Origin of the sequence: Rhodococcus sp. AH-ZY2 (assembly GCF_030916465.1) — a bacterium.
Classification (GTDB): Bacteria; Actinomycetota; Actinomycetes; order Mycobacteriales; family Mycobacteriaceae; genus Rhodococcus; species Rhodococcus ruber.
The window spans coordinates 3,288,593-3,309,715 of record NZ_CP126458.1 but is presented as its reverse complement, the minus strand read 5'-3'; the positions used below and the strand labels follow the sequence as shown (position 1 = coordinate 3,309,715).

Here is a 21,123-nt window from a genome sequence, read left to right as displayed (position 1 = left end):
AGCAGCACCGCATGACCGACGAACGATCCGGCTCGGCCAACCCGTGGGTGGCGCTGCGGCCCGGTGACGATCCGTCGCAGCTGGCGCAACGGGTGTCGTCGGCGCACAGTTCGTTCCTCGACGCGGCCGACACGTCGGTCGTGCCGGCCTCCGTGCGGTCGGTGGTCCGCGAATCCTGGCTGCGCAGCCGCCGCAACGGGATCAGTCCCGACGCCGTCGAACAGCCGAGCCTGCTCACCGGCCTGGACCTCGAGCGGTACCGGGCCGGGCATCCGATGGCGCTGATCCGTCCCGTCGTGCGCAAGCTGCTGGTGGAGGACGCCGCCGACAGCGGGCTGCTCGTCGCGATCAGCGACGAACAGGGCCGGTTGCTGTGGGTCGAAGGCGACCATGCGGCCCGGGACCGGGCGCTGTCGATGAGCTTCGTCGAGGGCGCCGACTGGAGTGAGGAGCGGGTGGGCACCAACGCGCCCGGCACCGCTCTCGCCGTCGACCACTCGGTCCAGATCGTCGCCGCCGAGCACTTCAACCGCACCGTGCACGAGTGGAGTTGCTCGGCCGCGCCGGTGCACGACCCGAGCACCGGCCGGATCCTCGGCGCCATCGACATCACCGGCGGTCTGCGCGTCGCCGCGCCGGAGGTGCTGCAACTCGTGCGGGCCACGGTCGCCGCCGCCGAGTCGGAACTGCGGCTGCACCTGCTCAGCTCGCCGCGGCTGTTGTCGTCCGCTCGCACGAGCCTCGACACGTTCGGTTCCGGACGGCCCACGTTGCACCGCGACGGCGAGCGGATCCCGCTGTCGCAGCGGCACGCCGAGATCCTGCTGCTGCTCGCCGAGCATCCCGAGGGTCTGAGCTCGGACCGGCTTGCGGTGCTGCTCGACGAGTCCGAGCTCGACTCCGTCACCATTCGTGCCGAGATGTCGCGGCTGCGAAAGGTTTTCGGATCCGAGGGGCTCGGTTCTCGCCCGTACCGGCTCCTCGGCGAACTCGTCACCGACGTCGCGGAGGTCCGCGGTGCGCTCGACCGCGGTGACGTGGCGACGGCGGTGCGCCTGTACGCCGGGCCGGTGCTGCCCGGATCGGTCGCGCCCGGCGTCGAGGAGATCCGGGACGAACTGCGCGCCCGGGTGCAGGCGGCGCTCCTCCGCGCCGGCGACGCCCAGTTGCTCGCGCGGTGGACGGCATCGGTGCACGGGCGCGACGACATCGCCGCCTGGGAGGCGTACCTGACCACCCTCGATCCGCACTCGACGCTGTTCGCCCAGGTCAGGGCCCGGATCGAGCTGCTGGACCGCCAGCTCGGCATCTGAGGTTGCAGCTACGCAACGTAGTTGCAACCCACCGGCTCGTAGTGTTCCGGATCACACGCCCCGCATGGGGTGTGTCAGACCATCCGAGGAGTGAACACCGATGACCGTGTACGCCCGTCCCGGCTCGCCCGACGCCCTGATGTCCTTCCAGTCCCGCTACGACAACTGGATCGGCGGCCAGTGGGTACCGCCTGTGAAGGGTCAGTACTTCGAGAACGTCACCCCGGTCACGGGACAGCCGTTCACCGAGGTGGCCCGGTCCACCGAGGAGGACATCGAGCTGGCCCTCGACGCCGCCCACGCCGCGGCGCCGGCCTGGGGCAAGACCTCCGTCGCCGAGCGGTCCATCCTGCTCAACAAGATCGCCGACCGTATCGAGGAGAACCTCGAGTCGATCGCCCTCGCCGAGACCTGGGACAACGGCAAGCCGATCCGCGAGACCCTCAACGCCGACATTCCGCTCGCGATCGACCACTTCCGCTACTTCGCGGGCGCGATCCGTGCGCAGGAGGGCTCGATCTCCGAGATCGACTCCGAGACCGTCGCCTACCACTTCCACGAGCCGCTCGGCGTCGTCGGCCAGATCATTCCGTGGAACTTCCCGATCCTGATGGCGGTGTGGAAGCTTGCCCCCGCCCTGGCCGCCGGCAACGCCGTCGTCCTCAAGCCGGCCGAGCAGACGCCCGCCTCGATCCTGCACCTCATCTCCGTGATCGGCGACCTGCTGCCTCCGGGCGTGGTCAACATCGTCAACGGCTTCGGCGTCGAGGCCGGCAAGCCGCTGGCGTCGAGCCCGCGGATCCGCAAGATCGCGTTCACCGGCGAGACCACCACCGGCCGCCTGATCATGCAGTACGCCTCGCAGAACCTGATCCCGGTCACCCTCGAGCTCGGCGGCAAGAGCCCGAACATCTTCTTCTCCGACGTGCTCTCGGCCAACGACGACTACCAGGACAAGGCGCTCGAGGGCTTCACGATGTTCGCCCTCAACCAGGGCGAGGTGTGCACCTGCCCCTCGCGCTCGCTGATCCAGCAGGACATCTTCGACGACTTCCTGTCGCTGGCCGCGGTGCGCACGAAGGCCGTGCGCCAGGGTAATCCGCTCGACACCGACACGATGATCGGTGCGCAGGCGTCGAACGACCAGCTCGAGAAGATCCTGTCCTACATCGAGATCGGCAAGAGCGAAGGCGCCCAGGTGATCACCGGTGGCGAGCGCGCCGACCTCGGCGGCGACCTGTCCGGCGGCTTCTACGTCCAGCCGACGGTGTTCAGCGGCCACAACAAGATGCGCATCTTCCAGGAGGAGATCTTCGGACCGGTGGTCTCGGTGACCTCCTTCCGGGACTTCGACGACGCCATCTCCATCGCCAACGACACCCTCTACGGCCTCGGCGCCGGCGTCTGGTCCCGCGACGGCGGGGTCGCCTACCGGGCCGGTCGCGCGATCCAGGCCGGCCGGGTGTGGACCAACACCTACCACCAGTACCCGGCGCACGCGGCGTTCGGCGGCTACAAGCAGTCCGGCATCGGGCGCGAGAACCACCACATGATGCTCGATCACTACCAGCAGACGAAGAACCTCCTGGTGTCCTACGCCCCGAAGGCCCAGGGCTTCTTCTGATCAGACCCGGCGCCTGTCACGTCACCCCCCTGCGACGTGGCAGGCGCCGTTCCCATTCCGCCCTACCCCCGCCGACAATCGGAAGGCACCGTATGTCCGTCCCGCTCCGCCTCGTCGCCACCGCCGACGCGGTCACGCTCCTGCGCCGCCTCGCCGAGCGCCACGGGCCGCTGATGATGCACCAGTCCGGCGGCTGCTGCGACGGGTCGGCGCCGATGTGCTATCCGGACGGCGACTTCATCGTCGGCGACCTGGACGTGCTGCTGGGGGTGCTGGACCTGCGTCTCGAGGTGGGGCGGACGGCAGACGACCTGCCCGGCGGCGCCGACGCCGTCCCGGTGTGGATCTCGGGATCCCAGTTCGAGGCGTGGAAGCACACCCGGCTCGTCCTCGACGTGGTGCCGGGCCGCGGCTCCGGGTTCAGCCTCGAATCCCCCGAGGGGCTCCGGTTCCTCAGTCGCGGCCGTGCCTTCACCGCTCAGGAGAACGACGCTCTCGCCCGCGACACCCCCGTGCTCGGCAAGCAGTGGGCCGCCGGCGCCCGCCCGGATCCGGCCACGGAGCCGACCGTCGTGGCCGAGGCCGCCGATGCGTGCCCGGTGCCGACGACCCCGGGTCGCTCCTCGTAACACTTCCGTGACCGCGTACTGACGCGGTGTGTACATACCGCTCGTACCGTGAGTACGCGCGGTGTCCTCGGCGTGCCTGCTCGACACGTCGCCATCCTCCGTCGAGAAGAGGAATCATGTCGTTGACCGACCCGCCCCGGACCGGAACCGCGGCTCACCACGACGGCGCGGACTTCCACGCCGAGAGTCGTGCCTATCTCGAAAAGCGAAGTCTGAGAAAGGGTTCGGCAGGCTGGATTCTGCTCGCGGGGCTGGGGGTCAGCTACGTCATCTCGGGTGACTACGCCGGCTGGAACAACGGCCTGGCCGAAGGCGGGTTCGGTGGACTGCTCGTCGCCTCGGTGATCATCGCGGCCATGTACTTCGCGATGGTGCTCGGCATGGCGGAGTTGTCCTCCGCGCTGCCGGCCGCCGGCGGCGGCTACACCTTCGCCCGTCGCGCACTCGGACCCTGGGGTGGATTCGCCACCGGCACAGCAATTCTCATCGAGTACTCGATCGCCCCGGCGGCGATCGCCACGTTCATCGGCGGGTACGTCGAGTCGCTGAACCTGTTCGGCATCACCGACGGGTGGTGGATCTACCTCGCCGTGTACGCGGTGTTCATCGGCATCCACCTCACCGGCGCGGGCGAAGCCCTCAAGGCGATGTTCGTGATCACCGCGATCGCACTCGTCGGGCTCGTGGTGTTCGCGGTCTCGGCCGTCGGGCTGTTCGACACCGCCAATCTGACCGACATCGCCGTCGACGAGACCGCCGCCGGTGCGTCGTCGTTCCTGCCCTTCGGTCTGTTCGGCATCTGGGCGGCCGTGCCGTTCGCGATCTGGTTCTTCCTCGCCGTCGAGGGGGTGCCGCTCGCCGCGGAGGAGGCGACCGAACCGGAGAAGAACGTGCCCAAGGGCATCATCGTGTCCATGCTGGTACTGCTCGTCACCGGTGCGACCGTGCTGTTCCTGGCCACCGGCGCGCTCGGCGCCGAGGCCCTGTCCACCTCCGGCAACCCGCTCGTCGAGGCCCTCGGCGACAGCGGCGCCGCGAAGGTGGTCAACTACATCGGCCTCGCCGGTCTGATCGCGAGCTTCTTCTCGATCATGTACGCGTACTCGCGGCAGACGTTCGCGCTCTCGCGCGCCGGTTACCTCCCGACGAGCCTGTCGCTGACCAACAAGCGCAAGGCGCCGGTGCTGGCGCTGATCGTCCCCGGTGTGATCGGGTTCGCGCTGTCGCTCACGGGGGAGGGCGCGATGCTGCTGAACATGGCCGTCTTCGGTGCCGCGGTGAGCTACGTGCTGATGATGGTCAGCCACATCGTGCTGCGGCGGCGCGAGCCGAACATGCCGCGGCCCTACCGCACCCCCGGCGGTGTCGTCACCACCTCCTTCGCGCTGGTCGTCGCGGCCGCTGCCGTCGTGGCCACCTTCCTGGTCGACCCGATCGCCGCCCTGTGGACCCTCGGCGCCTTCGCCGCGTTCATGGCCTACTTCGGGCTCTACAGCCGGCACCGGCTGGTGGCGAACTCGCCCGACGAGGAGTTCGCCGCGCTCGCCGAGGCGGAGGCCGAGCTGAAGTGAGCGTCTACACCCAGCACCTCGCCGGCACCACCTACACCTTCGACGGCCTCGTGGACCTGCTCGCCAAGGCCACCCCGCGCCGCTCCGGCGACGAACTCGCCGGCTGCGCGGCCGAATCCGACGCCGAGCGCGCGGCCGCGCAGTGGGTGCTCGCCGACGTCCCGCTCGACGTGTTCCTCGCCGAGCCGGTGGTGCCCTACGAGACCGACGAGGTCACCCGGCTGATCCTCGACGACCACGACCGCGACGCCTACCGCGCCGTGCAGCACCTGACGGTCGGGGGACTGCGCGACCTGCTCCTCGACACCGTCACGAAGGCCGATGCGGCCGCGACGTTCGCCGCCCTGTCACCCGGCCTGACGCCCGAGATGGTCGCCGCCGTCAGCAAGCTCATGCGCAACCAGGACCTGATCGCGGTGGCCCGCGCGATCGAGGTCACGTCGGCGTTCCGCACCACCGTGGGACTTCCCGGCCGGCTCGGCACCCGGCTGCAGCCCAACCATCCCACCGACGACCCGCGCGGCATCGCCGCCGCGACCCTCGACGGGCTGCTGATGGGGTGCGGCGACGCCGTCATCGGCATCAACCCGGCGACGGATTCGCCCCGGGCCACCGCCGACCTGCTGCACCTGCTCGACGAGATGCGGCTGCGCTTCGACATCCCGGTGCAGTCCTGCGTGCTCTCCCACGTGACGACCACCCTCGGCCTCATCGAGGCCGGCGCCCCGGTGGACCTGGTGTTCCAGTCCATCGCCGGCACCGAGGGCGCCAACGCCGGCTTCGGGGTGAACCTCGCGCTGCTGCGCGAGGCGAACGAGGCCGGTCGCGCCCTGGGGCGCGGCACCGTCGGGGACAACATCATGTACCTCGAGACGGGACAGGGTTCGGCGCTGTCGGCCGGCGTGCATCTCGGCACGGGCGGACGTCCGGTGGATCAGCAGACCCTCGAGACCCGGGCGTACGCCGTCGCCCGCGCGCTCGACCCGCTGCTGATCAACACGGTGGTCGGTTTCATCGGCCCGGAGTACCTCTACGACGGCAAGCAGATCGTCCGGGCGGGCCTCGAGGACCACTTCTGCGGCAAGTTGCTGGGCCTGCCCATGGGTGTGGACGTGTGCTACACCAACCACGCCGAGGCCGACCAGGACGACATGGACACCCTCCTGACGCTGCTCGGGGTTGCCGGCGCCGCGTTCGTCATCGCCGTGCCCGGGGCCGACGACGTCATGCTCGGCTACCAGAGCCTGTCGTTCCACGACGCGCTGTACGTGCGGCGCGCGCTCGGCCTGCGTCCCGCTCCCGAGTTCGAGCGGTGGCTCGCCGGCCTCGGCATGGTCGACGGAGCCGGGCACATCCTGCCGGTGGACGCGGCCGCCTCCCCGCTGCGCGCCCTCGCGGGAGGTGCGGCATGAGCGAGTCCGTCGACCGTGACTTCTGGGCGCCGCTGCGGTCGTCGACGCAGGCCCGCATCGGGCTCGGCCGCGCCGGCGACGGCCTCCCGACCGCGCGGGTGCTCGAGTTCCGGGCCGCGCACGCCGCGGCCCGCGATGCGGTGCACCAGCCCCTCGACGTGCCGGCCCTGGCCGCCGACGTCGAACGTCTCGGACTCGGCGCGCCCGTCGTCGTCGAGAGCCGCGTGCGCGATCGGGGCGAGTACCTGCGCCGCCCGGATCTCGGCCGCGTGCCCGCGGACCTGTCCGCGGTCCCGGCCGTCGGCGCCGACGTCGGGGTGGTCCTCGCCGACGGGCTCTCGCCGCGGGCCCTGACCGAGCACGGCGTCGCCCTGCTCGAGGCGATCGTGGCGGCCCTGCCGCGGCACCTGTCCGTGGCGACGCCGGTGATCGCGACGTCGGCGCGGGTCGCGCTCGGCGACCACATCGGCGCCGCCCTGGGGGTGCGCACCCTGCTGGTCCTGATCGGGGAGCGGCCCGGGCTGTCGGTCGCCGACAGCCTCGGGGTGTACCTGACCCACGAGCCGCGGCCCGGTCGTGCCGACGCCGAACGGAACTGCGTGTCCAACATCCACCCACCCGAAGGGCTGGGGTATGCGGCGGCCGCGTGCGTCGTCGCGGGGCTGGTCGACGGGGCGCGCCGGCTCGGGCGGTCCGGGGTGGACCTGAAGGACACCACGCGGGGCGACCGGCTCGATTCCGCGACGGTGGGGGAGTTGTAGCGGCGAGAACGTGACGCATCCGCGTGGCCGGTTGACATTGCCGCCGCATCCGCCAAATCATGTACTCCGCCCGACCGGGTGACACGTACGGCCCGCGACCGGGCGACGAGGAGAGGACACGATGGCTTTCGCTGGCAATGTCGACGAGCTGGCTCTGCTGCAGACGGTGCGGCTGAAGCAGACCGTCACCGCGGAGGTGATCGCGGCGCATCTCGGGGTGTCCGTCGCGTCCGGCCGGGCGGCGTTCGACGCACTCGTCGCCCAGGGCAAGGCGAAGGAGAGCGGCGACGGTATCTCCCTGACCGACGCGGGTGCTGCGGAGCTGACCGATCAGCTCGACGCGGAGCGCGTCTCGATCGACGAGGATTCCCTCGCGGAGCTGTTCGAACAGTTCGGGCCGCTCGACGACGAGCTCACCGCGCTGCTCGCCGACCCGGAATCCGCCAACTTCCTCGACGAACTGATCGAGCTGGATCGCAAGGCGCAGAATCTCTTCGACGACGTGTCGGCCTTCGTTCCGCGCCTGTCGCGGTACCAGGACCTGTTCGCCGAGGCGCTCGGGAAGATCAAGTCCGGCGCGCTGGCATGGGCCACGGCACCGAACATCGACTCGTACGCGACCGTGTGGCGCGAGATGCGCGCCGAACTCGCCGGCGCCGCCGGTCGCTGACGCGCCGGTCACCGGAACGCGGCGACGAAGCGCCGTTGCCCGGGCGTGTCCACCGCTCGGCGCGAATAGTGCTCGCGCACATAGGCAACCGCGTCGGCGGGCGGCACGCCGTCGAGGATCGCCAGGCAGGCCGGCGCGGTGCCCGTGCGGCCGTGTCCCCCGCCGCAGGCGACTTCGACGCGTTCGGCCACACACCGCTCCCATGCCTCGTGCAGTATCCGGCGCGCGGCCCGGGGATCGGCTGGGAGCCGGAAGTCGGGCCAGCGGATCCATCGGGCCTGCCACGGGACCGTCGGCGGTTTCCGGCCCGAGCGGTAGATCCCGAGTGTGGGGTGCGGGCCGGTCGGCAGGGGCCGGCGGACGCCCCGGCCCCGGACGGTCCGGCCCGACGGGAGGGCCAGAACCCCCGGGTGCCCGGTTCCCAGGTCGTCGTCATGGACGGAGCGTAGGCGGCGCGGGCGCGGCCGGTCCGCCCCGGTGGCCGCGCCGGGATGCCCGACGCGCTCCGGTCATTCGTTCGCCGAACTACGTGATACGGCTCACAGCCACCCCCCTTTCGGGGGTAGTGGGGGAGTGAGGCGGATCACTACCTTTCCTTCCATCCCGCGGCGCAGGTCCGCCGCGGCTCGGACGGAAATACGGAGGACAGACGTGACCACAGTGTCGACACCGGGGGCCGAACCCCCCGTGGTACCGGCGGGGCACAAGCCCGCCGCGCCGACCGCTCCTGCCCCGGGCGGCCCCGGCATCCGACGCGTCGCCATCGCCAGCTGCATCGGCACCACCATCGAGTTCTACGACTTCTTCATCTACGGAACCGCCGCAGCCCTGGTCTTCCCGACGGTGTTCTTCCCGGCGCTCGGCGCCACCGCCGGCACGGTCGCCTCGTTCGCGACCTTCGCCGTCGCCTTCATCGCGCGCCCGGTCGGCGCCATGCTGTTCGGGCACTTCGGCGACCGCATCGGCCGCAAGAAGACCCTCGTCTCCACCCTGCTGCTGATGGGCATCTCGACCCTGCTCATCGGGTTGCTTCCGGGCGCCGAGACGATCGGCGTCGCCGCCCCGATCATCCTCGTGCTGCTGCGCTTCGCCCAGGGCTTCGCCGTCGGCGGTGAATGGGCCGGCGCGACGCTGCTCACCGCCGAGTACGCGCCACCGGGCAAACGCGGCCTGTATGCGATGTTCCCCCAGCTGGGCCCGGCCATCGCCTTCGCCCTGTCGAGCGGCACCTTCCTGTTCACCGGCCTGGCCCTCGGCGACACCAACGAGGCCTTCCTCGACTACGGTTGGCGAATCCCGTTCCTGCTCAGCATCGTTCTCGTGGCCGTCGGTCTGTACATGCGCCTCGCCATCCAGGAGACCCCGGTGTTCCGGGCCGAGAGCGAAGCCCGCGCCGCCGCCCCGGCCGAGAAGCGCACCCTGCCGTTCCTCGACGCCCTGCGCTACCAGACCAAGGAGATCCTCCTCTCGGCCGGCGCCCTGGCGATCATGTTCGCCTTCTTCTACATGGGCACCGCGTACCTGACCAGCTACGCGACCAAGACCCTCGGCTTCTCCCGGCCGTTCGTCCTGACCGTCGGCATCGTCTCGTCGCTCGTGTTCGGCGCCGCGATCGTGCTCTCCGCGCTCTACTCCGACCGGGTCGGACGCCGTCGCGTCATCATGATCTCGTGCGGCTTCTCCGTCGTGTGGGCGCTGGCGCTGTTCCCGCTGCTCGACACCGGATCGCCGGTCGCGTTCGTCGTCGGCATGATGGTCACCCTGGCCATCTTCGGCATCGCCTACGGCCCGTGCGGCGCACTGCTGCCGGAGATGTTCCACACCCGGTACCGGTACACCGGCGCCGGACTCGGCTACAACCTCGCCGGCGTCCTCGGCGGTGCGATCCCGCCCATGCTGGCCGCGCCCCTGGCCGCGTCCTACGGCGGCATCGCCATCGGCGTCATGCTCTCCGTGCTCGGCGTCCTGAGCTTCGTGTGCACGAAGGCCCTCGTCGAGACCCGGGACCGAGCGCTCTGATCCCGCCGGCGCCCTCCCCGACACCCCGGGGAGGGCGCCTCGTGCTGTCACCACCCCCTCAACTGTCCAGAATCCGAACACCTGCGGCCCCGGATCGGCGAGCATGGTGGACGAGTCCTCGAGACCCCGTCGCTCGTCCCGGGCCGCGCACACTGCAGGAGCACCAATGACCGGTTTCACCACACCCGAACTGCCCAGCTACACCTCGGGGGCGTGGAACACCCCGCTGCTCGGGGACACGATCGGCGACAACTTCGACCGCACCGTCGCCCGGCACGGTGAGCGGGACGCGCTCGTCGACCGCGCCGCCGGCCGGCGCTGGACCTACACCGAGCTCGCCGGCGAGGTCGACGCTCTCGCGTTCGGGCTGCTGCGGGCCGGCATCGGCAAGGGCGACCGGGTGGGCATCTGGGCGCCCAACTGCGCCGAGTGGGTGTTCGTCCAGTACGCCACCGCGAAGATCGGCGCGATCCTGGTCAACATCAACCCGGCCTACCGCTCGCACGAACTGCAGTACGTGCTCACCCAGGCCGGAATCCGCATGCTGGTCGCGGCCCCGAGGTTCAAGACGTCCGACTACGCGGCGATGATCGACGAGGTGCGGGGCAACTGCCCGGATCTCGAACAGGTGGTGCTGCTCGGCTCTCCCGACTGGGACGAGCTCGGCGAGTCCGGCCGCGCCGCACTCGCCGACGACCGCACCCGGCTCGACGCCGCGCAGCGCGACCTGTCGGCCGACGATCCGATCAACATCCAGTACACGTCCGGCACGACCGGATTCCCCAAGGGCGCCACCCTCAGCCACCACAACATCCTCAACAACGGGTTCTTCGTGGGCGAGCTGTGCCACTACACCGAGCAGGACAAGGTGTGCATCCCGGTGCCCTTCTACCACTGCTTCGGCATGGTGATGGGCAATCTGGCCTGCACCAGCCACGGTGCGACGATGGTGATCCCGGGACCGGCCTTCGACCCGGCCCAGACGCTGGCCGCCGTCGCCGAGGAGCGCTGCACCTCCCTCTACGGTGTGCCGACGATGTTCATCGCCGAACTCGCCGACCCCGGCTTCGACGGCTTCGACCTGTCGAGCCTGCGCACCGGCATCATGGCGGGCTCGCCGTGCCCGGTCGAGGTGATGAAGCAGGTCATCGAACGGATGGGCATGGCCGAGGTCTCCATCTGCTACGGCATGACCGAGACCTCCCCGGTGTCGCTGCAGACCCGCAGCGACGACACCATCGACCAGCGGGTGTCCACCGTCGGCCGCGTCGGCCCGCACCTCGAGGTCAAGATCGTCGATCCGGCCACGGGCCTGACCGTCCCGCGCGGCGAGCCGGGCGAACTGTGCACCCGCGGCTACTCGGTGATGCTCGGCTACTGGAACCAGCCCGACAAGACCGCCGACGCCATCGACGCCGCCCGGTGGATGCACACCGGCGACATCGGCGTCATGGACGCCGACGGGTACGTCTCGGTCACCGGCCGCATCAAGGACATGGTCATCCGTGGCGGCGAGAACATCTACCCGCGGGAGATCGAGGAGTTCCTCTACACCCACCCGGACATCCTCGACGCCCAGGTCGTCGGGGTGCCCGACCAGAAGTACGGGGAGGAGCTCATGGTGTGGATCCGGATGCGAGAGGGTGCGGCACCGCTCGACGCGCAGTCGCTGCGCGAGTACTGCACGGGCAAGCTCGCGCACTACAAGATCCCCCGCTACGTGCACGTCGTCGACGAGTTCCCGATGACGGTCACCGGCAAGATCCGCAAGGTCGAGATGCGTGAGATCTCGACGGCCCTGCTCGGGGAGGCCGGACAGGGGTGAACGGTCTGCGGCCGGAGATCGCGCTGTCCTGGAAGCGCTCACAGCTGAGCGGGATAGACCCGGGACGGCTTCCCGAACCGACCCTGCTGGGCCCCTCGGACGCGGCCGGGCGGCTGCTCGACGCCGCCCGGCCGGTACTCGACGAGCTGCGCACCCAGCTCGCCGGCACGGGCTGCTGCATCCTCCTCGTGGACCGCGACTGCCGGATCGTGGCCCGGTTGTTCGACTCGGCACCCATGCAACGGGCCATGGAGGAGATCGGCGTGGTCCCCGGCGCCGCCCTGAGCGAGGACACCTACGGCACCAATGCACTCGGCACCCCGTTCGAGGTGCGGCAGAGCCTCGTGGTGCACGGCGAAGAGCACTACCTCGAGTCCCTCAAGGACTTCAGCTGCTACGGGCATCCCCTCGTGCATCCGGTCACCCGTCGCATCGAAGGCATCCTCGACATCACCGCCGCCGGCAAGACCGCCAATCCGCTGTTCGCGCCGTTCCTCGCCCGGGCGGCCCGCGACATCGAGGCACGGCTGCTCGAGGGCGCCCGCGAGTCCGACCGGCGGGTCGTCGACGCGTTCCAGCGGGCCGCGCAGCAGCGCGGCGTCGCGGTCGCGGCCATGGGCGAGGACATCATGCTCACCAACAAGGCCGCCGTCGAACTGCTCCTGCCCGCCGATCACGCTGCCCTGCGCGCGATCGCGGTCGATCTGCCGGCGGGGGAGTCCCGCACCATGGACTTCGCGCTGTCCGCCGGCGGCAGCACCCGATTGCGGATCGACCGCATCCCGGGCATCGGCAGCGGTGCGTTGTTCCTGCTCGACGCCTCCGGGGCACGCGAACCCGTGCCCCGGAGCGACGTCGCGCAGGATGCGACGACGCGGCTACGGCGGCGGCTCGGGCGGCTGCGCGACGGTGCCGGTGGCGTGGCGATCGTCGGCGAGCCCGGCAGTGGGCGAACCTGGGCGGCAAGGGAACTCGTCCGTGAGGCGGGCACGTTCCTGGATGCCGCCCGGATCGTCGGTGAGGGTGAACGCGAATGGTCGGCCCGGTTGCTCACGGTCGCGGCCGCCGCGACGGACCGCGGCTTCGTGGTCGTCGAACACGTGCACCTGGCGCCGGACCCGGTGCCGGCGCTGCTCTCGTCGATGCTCTCCGACCCGGCCGCACCGCGGCTCGTGCTCACGGCCGACCCCGTCGACGGCATCCGGCCGCCGGTGCGGGAGCTGTTGGCACGCTGCCCCGGTCAGGTCCGGGTCCCGGCCCTGCGGCAACGGATCCGGGAACTCGGTGACCTGGCCGCCGCGCTCGCGCAGGAACTCGGCCGACCGGATCTGCGCCTGGGCCCGAGTGCCCTGACGGCCTTGTCGGAACGTTCGTGGCCCGGCAACCTCGCCGAACTGCGGGCGGTGCTCGCCGCCGTCCCGGTGCGGGAGTCCCCGCTGCCGGTGCGACGGGAGGATCTGCCGGTCGACTACCGGGCGACGAGCCGGGTCTCCCGCCTGGGAGGGCGCGAGCGCGCCGAGCGGGAGGCCATCATCGAGGCGCTGCGTGAGAGCGGCGGCAACAAGGTGCACGCCGCGGCGCAGCTCGGTATCAGCCGCACCACGCTCTACAGCCGGATCCGCGCGCTCGGCATCGCGGGCTGACCGTACCCGCGCGGGTCTCGTCGCTCGTATGCGCATGTGCGCACTGTCCAATCCTTGAACAGTTCCCACAGCCCTGCCCGAAGCAGTATGACCCGTGTCACACTACTTCAGGAGGTTGGGCATGACAGCTGTTGTCGAGCACATCGTCGCTCCGCGGATCCGAGAGTTCCTCTCCGGGACCAGACAGCTCTACATCGGCGGCGAATGGCTCGACGCCGCCTCGGGCCGCGTCTTCGCGACCTACGATCCCGCGACCGGGGACAAGCTCACCGACGTCGCCCACGGCGGCGCCGAGGACGTCGACCGGGCCGTGCGGGCCGCCCGCAAGGCATTCGACGAGGGCCCGTGGCCGACGATGAAGGCCGCCGAGCGGGAGCGCATGATCTGGCGGGTCGGTGATCTGCTCACCGAGCGCGCCGAGGAGTTCGGCCAGCTCGAGGCGCTCGACAACGGCAAGTCCGCCGTGATCGCCGCGGCCGTGGACACGGCGTGGTCGGCGGACATCTTCCGCTATTACGCCGGGTGGGCCACCAAGATCGAGGGCAGCACGGTGAACGTCACGATGCCGTTCGTGCCCGGCGGCGAGTTCCACGCCTACACGCTGCGCGAACCGGTGGGCGTGTGCGGGCTCATCGTGCCCTGGAACTTCCCGCTGCTGATGGCCGCGTTCAAGCTCGCGCCCGCCCTCGCCGCCGGCAATACCGTCATTCTCAAGCCCGCGGAGCAGACGCCGCTCACCGCGCTGCTGCTCGCCGAGATCTTCGAAGAGGCCGGGTTCCCGCCCGGGGTGGTGAACATCGTGCCCGGCTTCGGCGACGCCGGCGCCGCCCTCGCCGCGCACGACGACGTCGACAAGATCGCCTTCACCGGGTCCACCGAGGTGGGCAAGAAGGTCGTCGACGCCGCCAAGGGAAACCTGAAGAAGGTCTCGCTCGAACTCGGCGGCAAGAGCCCGAACATCGTCTTCGCCGACGCCGACTTCGATGCGGCCGTGCAGGGTTCTCTCGATGCGTGGCTGTTCAACCACGGCCAGTGCTGCGTGGCCGGCACCCGGTTGTTCGTCGAGCGTCCCATCTTCGAGAGGTTCACCGAGGCCGTCGCCGAGGCGGCGAGCAAGGTGAAGATCGGACCCGGTCTCGACCCGGCCACCCAGCTCGGCCCGCTGGTCTCCCAGGAGCAGCTGGATCGGGTCACCGGGTACCTGCGCGAGGGTCTGATCGACGGGGCGCGCGCCCTCACCGGTGGAAAGCGCTGGGGCGACAAGGGCTTCTTCGTCGAACCGACCGTGCTGGTGGACGTGCAGCCCGACTTCAGCGTGGTGCGCGAGGAGATCTTCGGTCCGGTCGTCGCCGCCATGCCGTTCGACGCCGACGACGGCATCTCCGCCGCCGCCAACGACTCGATCTACGGACTGGCCGCGGGCATCTGGACGCGAGACCTGTCGAAGGCGCACCGCACCGCGCGGCGGCTCAAGGCCGGTTCGGTGTGGATCAACCAGTACAACGGCTTCGACACCGCCATGCCGTTCGGTGGGTTCAAGCAGTCCGGATGGGGACGTGAGCTCGGTGCGGGAGCGCTGGACCTCTACACCCAGACCAAAGCCGTGAACATCGCCCTCTGACCCGACACACCCGAGGAGAACAACGATGAAGACCAAAGCTGCAGTCCTGCTCGAGACCGGCAAGCCGTTCGAGATCATGGAACTCGACCTCGACGGCCCGGGCCCCGGTGAGGTGCTGATCAAGTACACCGCGGCGGGGCTGTGCCACTCGGACCTGCACCTGACCGACGGGGACCTGCCCCCGCGCTTCCCGATCGTCGGCGGCCACGAGGGCTCCGGCATCATCGAGGAGGTCGGCCCCGGCGTCACCAAGGTCAAGCCCGGGGACCACGTCGTGTGCAGCTTCATCCCGAACTGCGGGACCTGCCGGTACTGCTCGACGGGCCGGCAGAACCTGTGCGACATGGGGGCCACCATCCTCGAGGGCTGCATGCCGGACGGCTCGTTCCGGTTCCACTCCGGCAGCACCGACTTCGGCGCGATGTGCATGCTCGGCACGTTCGCCGAGCGCGCCACCATCTCGCAGCACTCGGTGGTCAAGGTCGACGACTGGCTCCCGCTCGAGACCGCCGTGCTCGTCGGCTGCGGTGTGCCGTCCGGCTGGGGCACCGCGGTGTACGCCGGGGACGTCCGCGCCGGCGACATCGTCGTGATCTACGGCATCGGCGGTCTCGGCATCAACGCCGTCCAGGGTGCCGTGCACGCGGGCGCCAAGTACGTCGTGGTCGTCGACCCGGTGGAGTTCAAGCGCGACACCGCCCTGAAGTTCGGTGCCACGCACGCCTTCGCCACTGCCGCCGAGGCGGCCGAGAAGGTCAACGAGCTGAGCTGGGGCCAGGGCGCCGACGCTGCCCTGATCCTCGTCGGCACCGTCGACGAGGAGGTCGTCTCGGCGGCCACCTCGATCGTCGGCAAGGGCGGCACCGTCGTCATCACCGGCCTGGCCAACCCGGAGAAGCTCACGGTGCACGTGTCCGGAACGGAACTGACCCTGTTCCAGAAGACCATCAAGGGCTCGCTGTTCGGCTCGGCCAACCCGCAGTACGACATCGTGCGGCTGCTGCGCCTGTACGACGCGGGCCAGCTGAAGCTCGACGAGCTGGTCACCCATCGCTACAGCCTGGAGGAGGTCAACCAGGGCTACCAGGACCTGCGCGACGGCAAGAACATCCGCGGGGTCATCCTCCACGACGCCTGATCGCGGGATGCGCCCCGGCGGCCGGCCGGGGCGCATCTGCGGGCCCGCGCAACATTTTGCAGAAGATTTACCGGAATTCTCCCGAAGCGCGCATATTCCGCGCACTCTGTGGCATACCGTCCCCACGGTTCGATGTTCCGAGAGAGGAGCCCGTGATGGGAGAGATCATCGGCACGATCATCTTCGGTGCGGTCATCGGTGTGCTCGCACGGCTGGTGATTCCCGGAAAGCAGGCGATGGGGTGGCTCATCACCATCGTCATCGGCATCGTCGGCGCCCTGATCGGCTACTGGATCTGGGGCATGATCAGCGATCAGGGTGATACGCCCGGCATCGACTGGTGGCGCTGGATCATCAGTATCGCCGTCGCCGCGGTGCTGACCCTGGCCTACACCTCGATGACGAGGGACAAGGTCCGGTAGCAGCAGTGCAGTGCCGGTAACGGCAGCACGATGGGAGCCCCGTCCGGTGATCCGGGCGGGGCTCCGTGCCTGTTCAGGCGTCGGATTCGGGGTCCCCGGCCCGCTCGGCGCCCAGTGCGGCCAGGGTCATGTGGCGCAACACCGCCCGGGTCGCGGCGGGGGAGGACCGGTCGGCGCTGTGCGGGGTCGAGTTGATGAGCCCGAAGGCGGCATGCGCCATGGTCCGTGCGTCGGACTCTCCCAGGGTGGGGTCGAGGCGGCGCAGGGCGCCCACCCACAGTTCGACGTAGCGCCGCTGGGTCTGGCGCACCTCCCGGCGGGCGTCCGCCGGGAGGGATTGCAGCTCCCGGTCCTGCACCCGGATCAGGTCCGGTTCCCCGAGCGCGAAGTCGAGGTGGAAGTCCACCAGGCGGTCGAGCGTGCGCCGGGGATCGTCGGTGTGGTCGACCACGTCGGTGCCGCCGGCCAGCAGGCGACGGCTGATGTCGACCAGCAGCTCGACGAGCAGCGCGTCCTTGTTGGGGAAGTGCCGGTAGACGGCGGGGCCGCTGATGCCCACCGCTGCCCCGAGGTCCTCGAGTCGTACGCCGTTGAACCCGCGCTCGGCGACGAGGCGCGCGGCGGCCTGGAGCAGCTGCCGTCGCCGGTCGGCCTTGGCCCGGCCGCGTGCGGTGAGCAGCTGTTCGTCGGTGTCCGGCTTCAGCTCGGTCATCGGCCGCACCGTTCCTTCCTGACGGGGTCTGGACAACTCAGTTAATCACAGCTAACCTCATTTTCAGTTATCGAGTATTAACTCAGGCGCCCACCCCAAGGCGAGGACTGTACTGTGACAACCCCCCTGACAACCGCTGCGCGGACCTACCGCGAGCAGCACGTCCAGCTGGTCACCGAGCTGCGCGACAAGCTCGCGACCGCCGCTCTCGGCGGCAGCGAGAAGGCCCGGGAACGGCACGTCGCCCGCGGGAAGCTGCTGCCCCGCGAGCGCGTCGACGCCCTGCTCGATCCCGGCAGCGCATTCCTCGAGATCGCGCCGCTGGCCGCGAACGGCATGTACGACGACGAGTGCCCCGGTGCCGGGATGATCGCCGGCATCGGACGGGTGTCCGGCCGCGAATGCGTCATCGTCGCCAACGACGCCACCGTCAAGGGCGGCACCTACTACCCGGTGACGGTGAAGAAGCATCTGCGGGCCCAGGAGATCGCGCTGCAGAACCAGCTGCCGTGCCTGTACCTGGTCGACTCCGGCGGGGCGTTCCTGCCGCGGCAGGACGAGGTGTTCCCCGACCGCGAGCACTTCGGCCGCATCTTCTACAACCAGGCCACCATGAGCGCCAAGGGCATCCCGCAGATCGCCGCGGTCCTCGGCTCGTGCACCGCGGGCGGCGCCTACGTGCCCGCGATGAGCGACGAGGCCGTCATCGTCCGCAACCAGGGCACCATCTTCCTCGGCGGTCCGCCGCTGGTGAAGGCCGCCACCGGCGAGGTCGTCACCGCGGAGGAACTCGGCGGCGGCGACCTGCACTCGAAGGTCTCCGGCGTCACCGACCACCTCGCCGAGGACGACCGCGACGCCCTGAACAAGGTGCGCGCCATCGTCGCCACGTTCGGGCCCCGCACCCCCCGGCCGTGGGACGTCGCGCCGACCTTCGCGCCCGCCGCGGATCCGGCCGAGCTCTACGACGTGGTGCCCACCGACCCGCGCACCCCCTACGACGTGCACGAGGTCATCGAGCGCCTCGTCGACGGCGACCCGACCGGACCCGGTTCGAGCTTCTCCGAATTCAAGGCCGAGTACGGCAAGACCCTGGTCACCGGGTTCGCCCGCATCCACGGCCACCCGGTCGGCATCATCGCCAACAACGGCGTGCTGTTCGGCGAATCCGCCCAGAAGGGCGCCCACTTCATCGAGCTGTGCGACAAGCGCTCGATCCCGCTGCTGTTCCTGCAGAACATCTCCGGCTTCATGGTCGGCCGGGACTACGAGGCCGGCGGCATCGCCAAGCACGGCGCCAAGATGGTCACCGCGGTCGCGTGCGCGCGTGTCCCCAAACTGACCGTCGTCGTCGGCGGCTCCTACGGCGCCGGCAACTACTCGATGTGCGGGCGGGCGTACTCGCCCCGGTTCCTGTGGATGTGGCCCAACGCGCGCATCTCGGTGATGGGCGGCGAGCAGGCCGCCTCCGTGCTGGCGACGGTGCGTTCGGACCAGCTCGACGCGTCCGGCACGCCCTGGACCGCCGAGCAGGAGGAGGCGTTCAAGGCCCCGATCCGCGAACAGTACGAGCACCAGGGCAACCCCTACTACTCGACCGCGCGGCTGTGGGACGACGGCATCATCGATCCCGCCGACACGCGGGAAGTTCTCGGCCTGGCCCTGTCGGCGTGTGCGAACGCGCCCCTCGAGCCGGTTTCCTACGGCGTCTTCCGGATGTGAGGCAGTTGAACATGTTCGATACCACCGGCCCAGCCGGGATGTTCCATACCGTTCTGGTCGCCAACCGCGGGGAGATCGCGGTGCGGGTGATCCGCACGCTGCGGCAGATGGGGATCCGCTCCGTCGCCGTGTACAGCGACGCCGACGCAGGCGCCCGGCACGTGCGGGAGGCCGACACCGCGGTGCGCCTCGGCCCCGCCGCCGCCCGGGAGAGCTACCTCGACATCGCCAAGGTGATCGATGCCGCGCGGCGCACCGGCGCACAGGCGATCCACCCCGGTTACGGCTTCCTGTCCGAGAACTCGGGATTCGCCCAGGCCTGCGCCGACGCCGGGATCGTGTTCCTCGGCCCGCCCGCCAAGGCCATCGAGGTCATGGGCGACAAGATCACCGCCAAGAACGCCGTCGCCGCGTTCGACGTCCCCGTCGTGCCGGGCATCTCCCGGCCCGGCCTGACCGACGACGAACTGATCGCGGCGGCGGGCGACATCGGATACCCGGTGCTGATCAAGCCGTCCGCCGGCGGCGGCGGCAAGGGCATGCGCCTGGTCACCGAATCCGGGCAGCTCGCCGAGGCGCTCGCCTCGGCGCGACGCGAGGCCGCCTCCGCGTTCGGCGACGACACCCTCTTCCTGGAGCGCTTCGTGCAGCGCCCGCGGCACATCGAGGTACAGATCCTCGCCGACACCCACGGCAACGTCGTCCATCTCGGCGAGCGTGAGTGCAGCCTGCAGCGCCGCCACCAGAAGGTGATCGAGGAGGCCCCGTCGCCGCTGCTCGACGAGGCCACCCGCGCCCGGATCGGCGAAGCGGCGTGCAACACCGCCCGCAGCGTCGACTACACCGGCGCCGGCACGGTCGAGTTCATCGTCTCCGCGGACGCGCCGGACGAGTTCTTCTTCATGGAGATGAACACCCGCCTCCAGGTCGAGCACCCCGTCACCGAGATGGTCACCGGACTGGACCTGGTGGAGTGGCAGGTGCGCGTCGCCGCGGGTGAGGCGCTCGGTTTCGCGCAGGACGAGATCACCCTGACCGGGCATGCGATCGAGGCCCGCGTCTACGCCGAAGACCCCGCCCGCGGGTTCCTGCCCACCGGCGGCACCGTGGTCGACGTCGTCGAGCCGGAAGGGTCCGGCGTACGCGTCGACTCCGGTCTCGAGGTGGGCACGGTCGTCGGCAGTGATTACGACCCGATGCTGTCGAAGGTGATCGCGCACGGACCCGACCGGGCCGCCGCGCTGCGCCGTCTCGACCGGGCCCTGGCCGACACCGCGGTCCTCGGGGTGGTCACCAACATCGACTTCGCCCGCTTCCTGCTCGCCGACCCCGACGTGCAGGCCGGGAACCTCGACACCGGACTGCTCGACCGCCGCCTCGGCGACTACGCCGCCCCGGACACCCCCGATGCGGTGCTCGTCGCCGCGGCCGCGCACCGGTGGCTGCGACGCTGGCCCGCCGCGTCGAGCCACGCCCCCGTCGATCCGTGGGACCGGCCCACCGGCTGGCGCGTCGGCGGATCCGCGCCGACCACCGTGCGGCTGCACACCCCCACCCGCACCGACCACGTGCACCTGAACGGCACCCCGGGGGCCGCCACCGCGCGGATCGAGGACGGCCCGGAGCGCGTGCTCACCGCTCGATTCGAAGGGGACCGCCTCGCGGTCACGCTCGACGGGGTGCGCTCGGAGTTCCGCGTCGCCGAGGGCGACGGGCAGCTGTGGCTCGCCGGCGACGGCGGCACCTGGCCGGTGCGTGAGGCGCGCGAGGCGAGCATCCGCGGCGCCGACGCCCACGCCGGTGAGGCCGAGCTGACCAGCCCGATGCCCGGCACCGTCATCGCCGTGCCCGTCGAGGCGGGGGCCGCCGTCACCGCCGGCACGACCGTCGTCGTCGTCGAGGCGATGAAGATGGAGCACGCCCTGACCACGCCGGTCGACGGCACCGTCGAACTTCTCGTCGCCCCCGGGGACCAGGTCAAGGTCGACCAGCTCCTCGCCCGCGTCGTTCCCACCGACACCACCGAAAGCTAGGACACAGC

Annotated in this window: 16 protein-coding genes and 1 pseudogene; 15 read left to right on the top strand and 2 right to left on the bottom strand. The window is 70.5% G+C overall.

Annotated features, from left to right (window positions below):
• Positions 1-11 precede the first annotated feature (11 nt).
• The 7 genes from QNA09_RS16000 to QNA09_RS15970 all read left to right on the top strand — a co-directional run bounded on the left by QNA09_RS16000 (position 12) and on the right by QNA09_RS15970 (position 7,980).
• Entirely contained in the window at positions 12-1,313 is a 1,302-nt protein-coding gene (locus QNA09_RS16000; protein ID WP_010591929.1) for a helix-turn-helix domain-containing protein, read from the top strand.
• A gap of 100 nt (positions 1,314-1,413) precedes the next feature.
• Positions 1,414-2,937, top strand: a complete 1,524-nt coding sequence (locus QNA09_RS15995; RefSeq protein ID WP_040272206.1) for an aldehyde dehydrogenase family protein — start codon at positions 1,414-1,416, stop codon at positions 2,935-2,937.
• A 92-nt stretch (positions 2,938-3,029) separates the two neighbouring features.
• Positions 3,030-3,566 carry a DUF779 domain-containing protein gene (locus tag QNA09_RS15990; protein WP_040272208.1) on the top strand — a complete coding sequence of 179 codons (537 nt, stop codon included), beginning with the start codon at positions 3,030-3,032 and terminating at the stop codon, positions 3,564-3,566.
• Between the two features lie 116 nt (positions 3,567-3,682).
• Positions 3,683-5,137, top strand: a complete 1,455-nt coding sequence (gene eat / locus QNA09_RS15985; protein WP_017679980.1) for an ethanolamine permease — start codon at positions 3,683-3,685, stop codon at positions 5,135-5,137.
• The gene (locus QNA09_RS15980) at positions 5,134-6,549 is read left to right on the top strand and encodes an ethanolamine ammonia-lyase subunit EutB (protein WP_308071975.1); all 1,416 of its coding nucleotides are present in this window, start codon (positions 5,134-5,136) and stop codon (positions 6,547-6,549) included. Before eat ends, QNA09_RS15980 begins: the two co-directional genes overlap by 4 nt.
• Positions 6,546-7,310 (top strand): ethanolamine ammonia-lyase subunit EutC, encoded by a 765-nt coding sequence (gene eutC / locus QNA09_RS15975; RefSeq protein WP_010591923.1) that lies wholly within the window; start codon positions 6,546-6,548, stop codon positions 7,308-7,310. The genes QNA09_RS15980 and eutC overlap by 4 nt, the downstream gene beginning before the upstream one ends.
• Positions 7,311-7,431: 121 nt before the next feature.
• Positions 7,432-7,980 (top strand): hypothetical protein, encoded by a 549-nt coding sequence (locus QNA09_RS15970; protein WP_010591922.1) that lies wholly within the window; start codon positions 7,432-7,434, stop codon positions 7,978-7,980.
• 8 nt (positions 7,981-7,988) lie between these two features.
• On the opposite strand, the pseudogene QNA09_RS15965 reads toward QNA09_RS15970, so the two are convergent.
• Positions 7,989-8,416: pseudogene (locus QNA09_RS15965) on the bottom strand (protein-tyrosine phosphatase family protein).
• Positions 8,417-8,631: 215 nt separating this feature from the next.
• Here QNA09_RS15965 and QNA09_RS15960 point away from each other — a divergent pair.
• The 6 genes from QNA09_RS15960 to QNA09_RS15935 all read left to right on the top strand — a co-directional run bounded on the left by QNA09_RS15960 (position 8,632) and on the right by QNA09_RS15935 (position 16,648).
• Positions 8,632-9,999 (top strand): MFS transporter, encoded by a 1,368-nt coding sequence (locus QNA09_RS15960; RefSeq protein ID WP_371851035.1) that lies wholly within the window; start codon positions 8,632-8,634, stop codon positions 9,997-9,999.
• Positions 10,000-10,165: 166 nt separating this feature from the next.
• Positions 10,166-11,824: an AMP-binding protein gene (locus QNA09_RS15955; protein WP_040272215.1), complete on the top strand. Its 1,659-nt coding sequence runs from the start codon at positions 10,166-10,168 to the stop codon at positions 11,822-11,824.
• A complete protein-coding gene (locus QNA09_RS15950; protein ID WP_010591918.1) occupies positions 11,821-13,467 on the top strand; it encodes a sigma-54-dependent Fis family transcriptional regulator in 1,647 nt (548 codons plus the stop codon). The genes QNA09_RS15955 and QNA09_RS15950 overlap by 4 nt, the downstream gene beginning before the upstream one ends.
• A 121-nt stretch (positions 13,468-13,588) precedes the next feature.
• On the top strand, positions 13,589-15,088 hold the full coding sequence (locus tag QNA09_RS15945; protein ID WP_308071974.1) for an aldehyde dehydrogenase family protein: 1,500 nt from the start codon (positions 13,589-13,591) through the stop codon (positions 15,086-15,088).
• 25 nt (positions 15,089-15,113) lie between these two features.
• Positions 15,114-16,226, top strand: a complete 1,113-nt coding sequence (locus QNA09_RS15940; RefSeq protein ID WP_040272221.1) for an NDMA-dependent alcohol dehydrogenase — start codon at positions 15,114-15,116, stop codon at positions 16,224-16,226.
• Between the two features lie 155 nt (positions 16,227-16,381).
• Entirely contained in the window at positions 16,382-16,648 is a 267-nt protein-coding gene (locus tag QNA09_RS15935; RefSeq protein ID WP_010591915.1) for a GlsB/YeaQ/YmgE family stress response membrane protein, read from the top strand.
• A 73-nt stretch (positions 16,649-16,721) separates the two neighbouring features.
• Here the strand turns inward: QNA09_RS15935 and QNA09_RS15930 are convergent, their stop codons facing one another.
• The gene (locus QNA09_RS15930; RefSeq protein ID WP_010591914.1) at positions 16,722-17,360 is read right to left on the bottom strand and encodes a TetR/AcrR family transcriptional regulator; all 639 of its coding nucleotides are present in this window, start codon (positions 17,358-17,360) and stop codon (positions 16,722-16,724) included.
• A 114-nt stretch (positions 17,361-17,474) separates the two neighbouring features.
• On the opposite strand from QNA09_RS15930, the gene QNA09_RS15925 reads away from it, so the two are divergent.
• Together QNA09_RS15925 and QNA09_RS15920 are read left to right on the top strand one after the other, a co-directional pair.
• On the top strand, positions 17,475-19,082 hold the full coding sequence (locus tag QNA09_RS15925; RefSeq protein ID WP_010591913.1) for a carboxyl transferase domain-containing protein: 1,608 nt from the start codon (positions 17,475-17,477) through the stop codon (positions 19,080-19,082).
• A gap of 11 nt (positions 19,083-19,093) precedes the next feature.
• Positions 19,094-21,115, top strand: a complete 2,022-nt coding sequence (locus QNA09_RS15920) for an acetyl/propionyl/methylcrotonyl-CoA carboxylase subunit alpha (protein WP_010591912.1) — start codon at positions 19,094-19,096, stop codon at positions 21,113-21,115.
• The last annotated feature ends 8 nt before the right edge of the window (positions 21,116-21,123 follow it).